Genomic DNA, 11,239 nt, shown 5'->3' with positions numbered 1-11,239 from the left:
ATTTTTAGTGTAAATAAAGGAAAATAACATGAATATATTTATCACTGGTTGTGAAAGTGGAATTGGACAAAGCTTAACAAAACGGATTCTAAAAGATGGACATTCTGTTTTTGCTTGCCATTTTAAAGATATTCCAGAGAAAGAAACTACATTATTAAAAAATAAATACCAAGATAAAATACACTTTATTCAGTTGGATGTTACTCAGCGGGGAGCAGTAGAACAGGCTGTTTTAAATGCTTTAGAGGTTATGAGTTCTATTGATGTACTTATAAATGTTGCAGGTATTGCCTATTTCAGTAGTCCACTAACCACTACGGATTTAGAATGGAAAAATACATTTGATGTTAATGTGAATGGTTATTTTTATCTGACTCGCTCGCTGTTGCCGGTACTGATTAATAGCCCTTCAGCACAAATAATAAATATGTCATCAGTATGGGGTACCAGAGGAAACAAAGATATGTATGCATATTCTGTTTCTAAATATGCAGTTCAAGGTATGACTGATGGGTTACGAGAATATTGCAAACCATTAGGGATTAAAGTAACAAGTATTATATTGGATAAAGTTGATACGTCATTTAGAGAGCTAATGGATGACCATATTAATATTTCAAGGGAACAAAAGAAGAGAATGCTTGCGGCCTCTGATGTTGCTGACACGGTCAGTTATTTATTGAAAACATCCAAAAATGCACTTGCATCTTCTATTGTTCTTGACGCAGTACTTTGGAGATAGTCAGATGAATAAATATCTTGTTTTGCTTTGTGTTGTTCTCTCCACTTTTTTCTGGGGATCGAATTTTAATGTCGCAGCATTAATTGTCAACCACGTTTCTCCTCTGTTAGCTGCAACTGAGAGGTTTGTTATTGCTAGTGTCACTATATTAGCGGTACTTTTGTTACGAGAAAGAAATAGCTGGATTGTCCTGAAAAAGAATTATCTGGCATTTGTCTTACTGGGTCTTTGCGGTATTACAGGTTTTAATTTGGCTTTCTTTATTGGATTACAAACCACTACGCCGATAAATGGCGCGCTTATTATGGCCACCTCGCCAATTACAACTGCGCTTCTTTTCACTCTTTGTGAAAGGCAGAAAATATCACGGGTACAATGTGTCGGCATGCTGATCAGTTTATTAGGTGTTTTATTGGTTATCAGTAAAGGTTCTATTAGTAACCTACTTAATATGGAGTTTAATCAAGGGGATATGATTATCTTACTTGGGAATATTGCATGGGCTGCTTATACTGTTGGCTGCCGTAAATACACTGTAGGTGCTACCCCCTTGCAAATAACCAGTTTTACGATGCTGTTTGGTACGTTAGGTATCGTTATGTTTGCTTATTACACTGAAGGTACATTCAGTGGATTGTATAATATTTCTGCATTTAATCATGGCGCATTAATTTACATGGGAATTGCAGGGTCGGTATTGGCCTATTTATTCTGGAATGTGGGTATTAAGAATTTAGGCGCGGCTAACACGGCTGTTTTCTTCAACCTCGTACCGGTATTTACCATGATATTAGCTATTTTTAATCATATTTTACCTACGGGATTGCAGTTATCAGGTGCTGTTTTGGTCATCGCGGGTGTTATTTGTGCAACCCAGTCTTATAAAATGTTTTTTCGCCGCAAGCCATTAATAACACCGAATGTTGGCTCCGTGTGAGAAGTGAATAGTTTAATTAAGGACACGAGGCAGTCGCCACTCGTGTCCGGGAAATTCCGCAACCAGCGGTAACCCCCAGAGTCAGAATCGCTATTTGGGGGTAACTCATTGATTAAAATATCAACTCTTCTTAACGAACTCTGATTTCAACTTCATTGGACCAAACCCATCAATTTTACAATCGATATTGTGATCCCCTTCAACCAGGCGGATGCCTTTCACTTTGGTGCCAATTTTCAGCGTTGAAGAACTGCCTTTTACTTTCAGGTCCTTAACAACAGTTACTGAGTCACCGTCAGCCAACAAATTCCCGTTGGCATCGCGCACCACCAGGTCGTCCTGGCCGGTGGCTGAAGGGCTATTTTCCGACCACTCATGACCACACTCCGGGCAATTCAGTTGTTCACCTTCTTGCCATGTAAATTCAGAACTACATTTTGGACAGTTTGGTAAATCCTGCACGTTAACCTCTTGAAATTAAATTGAATAAATATAAAAAAGTGACAAATAACAGTCTGCTATATTGATGTTCACATATTTTACACTTTTTATCGCATTAAAGAATAGCCAGGTGGCCAGTAACCCAGGTAAATAATTACGGGTGTATCGGTGTAGCCATCTTTGAATCCTGCCACGTGATGGCATTTTTTATGGTTTAGATGATATAAGGATGATTGGCTGAACTAAGGGGATTTTATTAAAAATTGTCGGTATACCCTGTTACCACCTGTTAGTGGAACAGTGATAACTGAATCCCGCTTACTTTTGCCCTAAGCGCCGATGTTGTTCAAGTTCATAGTCGATAAAAGCATGGATCATCGTCCGGTAAACTTTCTCTATGATCTCTTCTGCTAATCCCGCTTTGCTGGCTTCTGCTGTGACACGATCTATTACCATCTGCACCCGATCTGGCGCCCGTACTGCGTTCTGATCCTGCTTAAATGCGGCGGCCGCTTTTACACATTGGCTCCGTTGCGCGATTAACGTGACAATTTGCGAATCTATGCCATCAATAGCCGCTCTGATATCCTCGATCGAAGAGAAATGCATTAGTTGTACCTCTTTGCTAGTACGAAATTATCACGTTAACACAGTGGTTAAGTTGGTGCTATTCAGAGGGGGGCGGAGTGTCTTTGGCTGCCTTATCACCATTTTTCGGTTGATGGGTCATATCACTGCGGATCTGCGCATGGCTTATCAGGGCAAAAATAAAAGTACCGCCGATAATGTTGCCTGCCAATGTTGGAATAGCGAACGGATAAATAAATTGCTGCCAGGGTAATGAGCCATTAAATACCAGATAGAAGATTTCGACCGAACCAACCACAATATGGGTAAGGTCGCACAGCGCCACTAAATAGGTCATCAGGAAAATGACCCAGATCTTAGCGCCTCCTGCTGATGGCATCATCCATACCATAGTGGCAATGATCCAACCGGAAAATATGCCGTTAGCAAACATCTCAGATGGCGAATTCTCCATCACCCCTTGTGCCAGAGTGACAAATGATGCGCGTGTCGACTCATCAAACACCGGCATATGGATAAAGGAATAGGCCGCAATTCCTGTACCGATAAGGTTGCCCAGTAGCACCAACCCCCATAGGCGAAATAACAGAAGAAAGTTTTGCCCACTCGGTTTTTGCATGATGGGCAGTACCGCGGTCACGGTATTTTCGGTAAATAGCTGTTGGCGGGCCATAATGACAATAATAAAACCAAAGGTATAACCGACATTCTCCAGCAGGAAACTTGCCGGTGAGTCAGGTAGTTTTGCGTGAAAAATGCCTTTGGCAATAAGCGATGCCCCCATTGAAAGGCCGGCAGCAATGGCGGACCACAGCAGTGCAAAGCTGTCGCGCTCTAACTCTTTTTGCCCCTCGAGGCGGATCAATTCATGGATTGCGGCTGCTTTTGAGGGAAGTTCCTTCTCATTTATTTCTATCTCTTTTCCCTGCTTTTGTTCCTCACTTTCCACTTTCAATTCACCCTTATTCTGCGACAGTTTTTCATCATTCATAGGGATTTCCCGGTTGGTAGATAAATAATTGTGGTGGTTGGAACACAAAAAATAAGGGAAGGCCGACATAATAAGCGTAGTCGCTATTTATTATTCTTGGGCTAATGGTGAGTTGTTAGTGGGTCTTTGTTGGGGGGAGTAAAATAGCCATCAGAAGAGGGGGAAAAGTAACCAAACGTTAATCTTGTTGGTTTTTTCTACAGAAATTTGATCTTATACCGAATAATACCTCTATAAGGGTAGGGTCAGGGTTAGACCCACGCTACGTAAGGATTAAGCCTTATGTTATCATTCGGTTTTCCTGAAACAACAATCCTACGATGGAAACCAATCCTTCATGTTGGAAGCTAAAAACCTGACCTGCATCCGAGATGAGCGAAGCTTGTTCCAACAGTTAAGCTTTTGTGTGGCTGCTGGGGAGATAGTGCAGGTTGAGGGGCAAAATGGTGCAGGTAAAACCAGTCTGTTGCGGATTTTAGCCGGACTGGCCGATGCAGATGAAGGGCAGGTGAGCTGGTTGGGGGCGAATATTCGCCGAGATCGCGCTAAATATCATCAGGATTTATTGTTTTTAGGCCATCAACCGGGAGTTAAGTCGGTACTGACGCCTTTTGAAAATCTGGCGTTTTATCAGTCGGTGTTACAAAAGGTCGATAGCGCCGCAATCTGGCAGGCTTTGTCTCAGGTCGGGTTGGTGGGTTATGAAGATTTACCGGTATCTCAATTATCGGCTGGGCAGCAACGGCGCGTGGCCTTGGCCCGTTTGTGGTTGAGCAAGGCTCCACTATGGATTCTGGATGAACCGTTGACCGCGATTGATAAGCAGGGGGTTGCTACCCTGTTAGATCTGTTTGTTGAGCATGCAGCTAACGGTGGCATGGTACTGCTTACCACACATCAGGATCTGAACGGTGTTGGTCAGAGTGTGCGTAAAATCCGTTTAACCAACACGCAGGAGAATTAATGTTTATCAGCGTGTTGCGTCGTGAATTAAAAATAGCCTTTAGAAAAGGGGCAGAGATAGTTAACCCGCTCTGGTTTTTTCTGATTGTCATCACACTGTTTCCGTTAGGGATAGGCCCAGAACCGCAATTATTGGCGCGTATTGCACCGGGGATTGTCTGGGTGGCGGCATTGCTTGCATCGTTACTCTCTTTGGAGCGGCTATTTCGCGATGATTTCTACGATGGCTCCCTTGAACAGTTGTTGTTATTACCCGCGCCACTGGCACTCACGGTGTTAGGCAAAGTGTGTGCTCACTGGGTCGTTACCGGATTACCTTTGCTTATTTTATCTCCGCTGGTCGCTCTGTTGCTGTCTCTTGATAGTAATACCGCGATTGCCATGGCGCTCACGCTGCTGTTGGGGACGCCAACCTTAAGTTTTATCGGGGCTATTGGTGTGGCACTGACGGTGGGGTTACGCAAGGGAGGGGTGCTGCTGAGTTTATTGGTGTTGCCGCTGTATATCCCGGTGCTGATATTTGCTACTGCGGCCATTGATGCGGCTTCTATGTCACTGCCGATTGATGGGTATCTGGCGATTTTGGGGGCAATGCTCGCGGGGAGTGTAACACTTGCGCCTTTTGCCACCGCCGCTGCATTGAGAGTGAGTGTGCACTAGCAGTTGAATGCCACTCAGAAGGAAACAATTTCTTAAAAGAAGCCTGTAGTTAAAATATAAGAATTTTCAGAAGCTTAAGCGCGGTAGCCAACGCAGTCAGAGCAGATTGTGCGCCGTACCCTGCGCCGGCATTGCCACTGAGTGATGCCTGTCCAATTTTACTGTGAGCAATGAAAAATGTGGAAATGGTTTCATCAATTCGCTAAACCCGAGCGGCTCTATACGCTGTGTGGTCGGTTTGTCCCGTGGCTGGGTATTGCTGCTGTGGTCTGTTTGATGGTGGGCTGGGTGTGGGGATTTGGTTTCGCCCCCTCTGATTATCAGCAAGGCAACAGTTTCCGTATCATTTACTTGCATGTCCCGGCGGCGATCTGGTCGATGGGGATCTATATGTCGATGGCGATTGCGGCACTTGTTGGCCTGGTCTGGCAAATGAAAATGTCTGATAACGTCGTAGCCGCCATGGCGCCGGTCGGCGCGGTGTTTACCTTTATTGCCTTGGTCACCGGTTCTACCTGGGGTAAACCGATGTGGGGAACCTGGTGGATTTGGGATGCGCGATTGACCTCTGAGTTAGTGTTGCTATTCCTCTATCTTGGCGTGATTGCGCTGTATAACGCATTTGACGACCGCAAGTTGGCCGGGCGGGCTGCGGGTATTTTGGTGCTGGTCGGTGTGGTCAATATTCCAATCATTCATTTCTCCGTGGTGTGGTGGAACACCTTGCATCAAGGTTCCACTAACATGCAACAAAGCATTGATCCAAGTATGCGTTCGCCGTTACGTTGGGCTATTTTTGGCTATTTGTTGTGCTTTATTACTCTGACATTAATGCGCCTGCGCAACTTGATTTTGCAGCAAGAGCGCCATCGCCCTTGGGTAAGCGCCCTATTGCGTAAGGAGCCACGTCTATGAATCCGGCCTTTAACTCTTGGGCGGCATTTTTCGCCATGGGCGGCTATGCCTTTTATGTCTGGCTGGCGGTGGCGGTTACTTTGCTGTCTCTGCTTAGTTTGTGGGGACATACGCTGTGGCAGCACAAACAATTATTAGCGGATATTCAGCGTCGTCAGGCGCGGGAACTGCGCATTCGGCAGGCAAATCAGACTCAGCATTCCGTCCGTTCGCAGGAGAAACAGCAGTGAACCCACGTAGAAAAAGTCGGCTCTATCTGGCGATGGTGGTTTTGATCGGTATCGGTCTGACCACCACTCTGGTGTTGTACGCACTGCGTGCCAATATCGATCTGTTCTATACCCCTGGCGAAATCTTGCAGGGTAAAGGGGAGCGCCACGAGAAGCCGGAAATAGGTCAGCGTTTACGTATCGGCGGCATGGTGATGCCGGGGTCGGTGAAACGTGATGATAAGACGCTGGAAATGAGTTTCAAGGTTTATGATGCGCGCGGCGCAATCACCGTCACTTATACCGGCATTTTACCGGACCTGTTCCGCGAGGGGCAGGGGGTGGTAGCGCAAGGTGTATTCGCTGAGGGCAATACGGTAAATGCGAAAGAAGTGCTGGCAAAGCATGATGAAAAATACACACCACCAGAAGTAAAAGAGGCGATGAAAGAAAACCACACCCGTCCCGCAGAGGCTTACAGTAGCACTAAGCGTGAGGATAATGCCTCATGATGCCTGAAATGGGGAGTTTTCTGTTATGCCTGGCACTGGCTATCTCGCTATTGCTGAGTTTGTATCCGCAATGGGGCGCTGCGCGTCAAGATGCCCGTATGATGGCGGTTGGCAGACCCTTGACGTACGGTATGTTCGCTACCATCGCACTGTCATTTATATGTCTGGTGTATGCGTTTGTGGTGAATGATTTCACTGTCTCCTATGTGGCGGCGAACTCAAATTCACACCTGCCGGTTTATTATCGTATTGCGGCGACCTGGGGCGCACATGAGGGATCGCTGCTGCTGTGGGTGTTGCTGCTAAGTTGCTGGTCGCTGGCTGTTGCGCTCTTTAGCCGTTCAATGCCGGATGATGCGGTAGCCCGAGTACTGTCGGTGCTGGGGATGATTACCGGCGGTTTCCTGTTGTTTATTATTCTGACGTCAAATCCGTTTACCCGCACCTTGCCGGACTTCCCAATTGACGGTAATGATTTAAATCCGTTGTTGCAGGATGTCGGGTTGATTTTCCATCCGCCACTGCTTTATATGGGGTATGTGGGGTTCTCGGTAGCTTTTGCTTTCGCGATAGCTTCCTTAATGGCTGGCCGACTTGATAGTGCCTGGGCGCGCTGGTCACGGCCGTGGACTCAAGCGGCATGGGTGTTCCTGACCATGGGGATCGTGCTCGGTTCGGCGTGGGCCTATTATGAATTAGGCTGGGGCGGCTGGTGGTTCTGGGATCCGGTTGAGAATGCCTCTTTTATGCCTTGGCTGGCAGGTACGGCGTTAATTCACTCACTGGCGGTGACCGAAAAACGTGGCACATTCAAAGCGTGGACGGTATTGCTGGCGATTACGGCATTCTCTCTATGCCTAATGGGCACCTTCCTGGTGCGTTCCGGCGTATTGGTTTCGGTGCACTCTTTTGCCTCTGATCCGGCTCGTGGCATGTTTATTCTGGCTTATCTGGTGATTGTTATCGGTGGCTCATTGCTACTGTATGCAGTTAAAGGCGCACAAGTGCGCAGCCGTACTCAGCATGAGGTGTTCTCACGCGAGACTTTCCTGCTCGGTAATAATGTGCTGCTGATCGCCGCAATGTTGGTGGTGCTTCTGGGGACTTTGTTGCCATTGGTGCACAAGCAACTGGGACTGGGCAGTATTTCAATCGGCGAACCGTTCTTTAATACCATGTTTACCTGGTTGATGGCCCCAATGGCACTGTTGATGGGGATCGGGCCGTTAGTGCGTTGGCGTCGTGATGAGCCGAGCAAACTCTGGAAACGCCTCAGTGTGGCTCTGGTCATCACTTTGTTGTTGTCGATATTGGTACCCTGGCTGCTGCAAGACACTATTGCCGGTATGACCGTGGTCGGTTTGATGATGTCTATCTGGGTCATTATCCTGACATTGATGGAGTTGCATGAGCGAGCAACTCACCGCCATGGTTTTTGGCGTGGTTTAACGCACTTATCTCGCAGTCACTGGGGCATGGTGTTGGGGCATTTGGGTGTGGCGGTGACGGTGATCGGTATTGCCTTTAGCCAAAATTACAGTGTTGAGCGTGATGTACGCATGAAGGCTGGTGATAGCATCGATATTCACGATTATCACTTCGTGTTCCGCGATGTTCACGATATCAAAGGATCGAACTATACCGGCGGTGTTGGCATTATTGATGTCACCCGTCATGGTAAACCTGAAGCCACCTTACATGCGGAGAAACGTTATTACAGTGTGGCCCGTTCTATGATGACTGAAGCCGCTATTGATGGTGGCTTCAGCCGTGATCTCTACGCCGCACTGGGTGAAGAACTGGATGACGGGTCATGGGCGGTGCGCTTGTATTACAAACCTTTTGTCCGCTGGATCTGGTTCGGTGGGGTATTTATGGCTATCGGCGGCATCTTCTGCATGCTTGCTCCGCGCTATCGGATGAGCAAAAAGTTAAAGCGCAGTGCTGCATCGGAGGCTGAATAATGAAATCTCACTTTTCATTCAATAAGCTGATGTTTATTCCGCTGGTACTGTTTTTACTGCTGGTTGTGGCCTTTTTAGTGCAATTGACTCGCAATGCTAATGGCGAGGATCCGACGATGTTGGAGTCCGCGCTGATTGGTAAACCGGTGCCAACGTTCAAGCTTGAATCGCTTGAGCAACCGGGGAAAACCTTTGATCAGGCAGTATTACATGATGGTAAGCCGATGTTACTTAATGTCTGGGCAACCTGGTGTCCGACGTGCCGCGCTGAGCATCAATATCTGAATAAGCTGGCGGCCCAAGGCATCCGTGTGGTGGGCTTGAACTATAAAGATGATCGTGTCAAAGCGGTGCAATGGCTCAATGCACTGGGTAATCCTTACGCACTGAGTTTGTATGATGGTGATGGCATGTTAGGGCTGGATCTGGGGGTTTATGGTGCGCCGGAAACTTTTCTGATCGACGGGCAGGGTATTATCCGTTATCGCCATGCCGGTGATCTGAACGATCGCGTCTGGCTGCAAGAAATTCTGCCGTTGTATAAGAAGTATCAGGGGGGCGCATGAGATTACTAAGCCTGATCTTCGGCCTTATGCTGAGTTGGAGTTTGTTTGCCGCCATCGATACCTACACCTTTAAATCTGAGGCACAAGAGCAGCAGTATCGGGAACTGACCGAACAACTGCGCTGCCCTAAATGTCAGAACAACAGCATTGCCGACTCCAACGCGATTATTGCTGCTGATATGCGTGCCAAAGTGTATGAACTGATGCAGCAGGGTAATTCCAAACAGCAAGTCATTGACTATATGGTGGCCCGCTACGGCAACTTCGTCACTTACGAGCCGCCGGTGACGGCTGCAACGCTGATTCTGTGGGTGGGGCCGGCTCTGTTTGTGCTATTTGGGGCCGTAGTGGTGATATTACGTGCACGGCGACGAGTGGAGAAAGAGACCCCACTGTCGGCGCAGGAACAGCAACGGTTACACCATCTGCTCGCCGAACATGCTCGCGGTGTGGAAAAATCGACGGTGGTGCAACACAGCATCGCGACTAAACACGCGAAGACAAACAGGAAACAACCATAATGGCTTTTTGGCTGATAGTGATCATTTTGCTGGCGGTCGCGGGTGCCTTGTTGGTTATACCTGCCATGCGGCAAGACACGGATTCACCGACGACCACCCGGGATGAATTGAACAAGGCTATTTATCAGGATCGGTTATCTGAACTGGCAGAAGATGAAGCGCAAGGCGTGGTAGAACAGCGACCTGAACTGATTCAGGAACTGCAACAAAACCTGCTGACAGATATCCCCCAACAACCGGATGAGGAGATAAGCCCGATTAACCGCTGGGTGTTACTGCCCGGGGTGGTGATACTGGTGGTGGTCGCCGTGGGGTTATACCTAAAAACCGGTGGTTTGGCTCAGGTGCAGGCATGGCATCAGGTTGTTGCACAAATGCCCGAATTACGTGCCAGAGTTGCCAATGAGCGGGCGGAGCCTTTGAGTATGGAAGAGGTAGCACGTTTAGGGCTGGGCTTGCGTACTTCTTTGCAGCAAGATATTGCTAACGTCAATGATTGGATGATGCTTGGCCGGGTGGGGATGGCACTGAATAATGCCACTACCGCAACCCAAGCTTTTGCTAAAGCTTATCAGCTTGCGCCCGATAATGAAGATGTCAGACTCGGTTATGCTGAGGTGCTGACACGTTCCAACGATCCACAAGATAATCAGCTGGCAACTCAGATGTTGCGAACGATGGTTGGACAGGATCATACCAATCTGCGCGCCATGAGTTTATTAGCTTTTAATGCTTTTGAGCAGGGTGACTTTAAACAAGCCATTGGTGCATGGGAAGTTATGCTAAAATTGCTGCCTGCTGGCGATTCCCGCATAGAAGTGATAAAACGCAGTATCCAGCAAGCCAAATCACAGGCTGGGCAGGAAACAGCTACACTGGGAATAGAGGTTTCACTCTCCTCTGATGCCGCTCAGAAATTACCTCAGCAGGGAACCCTGATTATATCGGTAACCGATGGAGCAAACCCGGTACCGGTTGCCGTCAAACAACTGCCTGTGAGCCGATTCCCGTTATCAGTAACGTTGGATGACAGTAATGCAATGATGCCAGAGCGTTTGCTCTCTTCGTTGTCTCAGGTGAAAGTGCGGGCACGTCTCTCGCAAGATGGTACGGCCAATCCGCAATCAGGTGACTGGTTTGGTGAGAGCAGCGTGCAGAGTTTCGGTGGGACAGCAAAGCCACAAACAATTAATGTACAGATAAACAAACAGATCCCTTAAGCGTAAGGGG

14 protein-coding genes are annotated in these 11,239 nt (G+C 47.6%); 11 read left to right on the top strand and 3 right to left on the bottom strand.

All coding sequences use genetic code 11. From position 1 onward, the window contains the following. Window positions 1-28 precede the first annotated feature (28 nt). Window positions 29-742 (top strand): SDR family oxidoreductase, encoded by a 714-nt coding sequence (locus V2A85_RS09490; protein ID WP_372559519.1) that lies wholly within the window; start codon window positions 29-31, stop codon window positions 740-742. Window positions 743-746: 4 nt separating this feature from the next. Then, window positions 747-1,679, top strand: a complete 933-nt coding sequence (locus V2A85_RS09485; RefSeq protein WP_420071310.1) for a DMT family transporter — start codon at window positions 747-749, stop codon at window positions 1,677-1,679. Window positions 1,680-1,799: 120 nt separating this feature from the next. On the opposite strand, the gene V2A85_RS09480 is transcribed toward V2A85_RS09485, so the two are convergent. The 3 genes from V2A85_RS09480 to V2A85_RS09470 all read right to left on the bottom strand — a co-directional run bounded on the left by V2A85_RS09480 (window position 1,800) and on the right by V2A85_RS09470 (window position 3,699). Next, window positions 1,800-2,141, bottom strand: a complete 342-nt coding sequence (locus V2A85_RS09480) for a zinc ribbon domain-containing protein YjdM (RefSeq protein ID WP_083158195.1) — start codon at window positions 2,139-2,141, stop codon at window positions 1,800-1,802. A gap of 297 nt (window positions 2,142-2,438) precedes the next feature. Continuing rightward, window positions 2,439-2,729, bottom strand: a complete 291-nt coding sequence (locus V2A85_RS09475) for a chorismate mutase (protein WP_420071309.1) — start codon at window positions 2,727-2,729, stop codon at window positions 2,439-2,441. A gap of 58 nt (window positions 2,730-2,787) precedes the next feature. Next, on the bottom strand, window positions 2,788-3,699 hold the full coding sequence (locus V2A85_RS09470; RefSeq protein ID WP_083158197.1) for a formate/nitrite transporter family protein: 912 nt from the start codon (window positions 3,697-3,699) through the stop codon (window positions 2,788-2,790). Between the two features lie 337 nt (window positions 3,700-4,036). On the opposite strand from V2A85_RS09470, the gene ccmA reads away from it, so the two are divergent. From ccmA to ccmI, 9 genes are all read left to right on the top strand, one after another. Beyond that, window positions 4,037-4,663: a cytochrome c biogenesis heme-transporting ATPase CcmA gene (ccmA, locus tag V2A85_RS09465; protein ID WP_083158198.1), complete on the top strand. Its 627-nt coding sequence runs from the start codon at window positions 4,037-4,039 to the stop codon at window positions 4,661-4,663. After that, complete coding sequence (ccmB, locus tag V2A85_RS09460; RefSeq protein ID WP_083158199.1) at window positions 4,663-5,322, top strand: heme exporter protein CcmB; 660 nt, start codon at window positions 4,663-4,665, stop codon at window positions 5,320-5,322. The genes ccmA and ccmB overlap by 1 nt, the downstream gene beginning before the upstream one ends. Before the next feature lie 177 nt (window positions 5,323-5,499). Continuing rightward, entirely contained in the window at window positions 5,500-6,237 is a 738-nt protein-coding gene (locus V2A85_RS09455) for a heme ABC transporter permease (protein WP_083158200.1), read from the top strand. Continuing rightward, a complete protein-coding gene (gene ccmD / locus V2A85_RS09450; RefSeq protein ID WP_372559515.1) occupies window positions 6,234-6,467 on the top strand; it encodes a heme exporter protein CcmD in 234 nt (77 codons plus the stop codon). Before V2A85_RS09455 ends, ccmD begins: the two co-directional genes overlap by 4 nt. Further along, window positions 6,464-6,958 (top strand): cytochrome c maturation protein CcmE, encoded by a 495-nt coding sequence (gene ccmE / locus V2A85_RS09445; protein ID WP_372559514.1) that lies wholly within the window; start codon window positions 6,464-6,466, stop codon window positions 6,956-6,958. The genes ccmD and ccmE overlap by 4 nt, the downstream gene beginning before the upstream one ends. Further along, window positions 6,955-8,922: a heme lyase CcmF/NrfE family subunit gene (locus V2A85_RS09440; RefSeq protein WP_420071308.1), complete on the top strand. Its 1,968-nt coding sequence runs from the start codon at window positions 6,955-6,957 to the stop codon at window positions 8,920-8,922. The genes ccmE and V2A85_RS09440 overlap by 4 nt, the downstream gene beginning before the upstream one ends. Continuing rightward, on the top strand, window positions 8,922-9,488 hold the full coding sequence (locus tag V2A85_RS09435) for a DsbE family thiol:disulfide interchange protein (RefSeq protein ID WP_083158204.1): 567 nt from the start codon (window positions 8,922-8,924) through the stop codon (window positions 9,486-9,488). Before V2A85_RS09440 ends, V2A85_RS09435 begins: the two co-directional genes overlap by 1 nt. Then, window positions 9,485-10,009: a cytochrome c-type biogenesis protein gene (locus V2A85_RS09430; protein WP_372559512.1), complete on the top strand. Its 525-nt coding sequence runs from the start codon at window positions 9,485-9,487 to the stop codon at window positions 10,007-10,009. Before V2A85_RS09435 ends, V2A85_RS09430 begins: the two co-directional genes overlap by 4 nt. Next, a complete protein-coding gene (gene ccmI, locus V2A85_RS09425; protein ID WP_420071307.1) occupies window positions 10,009-11,229 on the top strand; it encodes a c-type cytochrome biogenesis protein CcmI in 1,221 nt (406 codons plus the stop codon). Before V2A85_RS09430 ends, ccmI begins: the two co-directional genes overlap by 1 nt. Window positions 11,230-11,239 lie beyond the last annotated feature (10 nt).

Source organism: Yersinia sp. 1252 StPb PI, from assembly GCF_048593885.1.
Lineage (GTDB): Bacteria > Pseudomonadota > Gammaproteobacteria > Enterobacterales > Enterobacteriaceae > Yersinia > Yersinia enterocolitica_E.
This window is presented reverse-complemented; position numbering and strand designations above follow the sequence as displayed.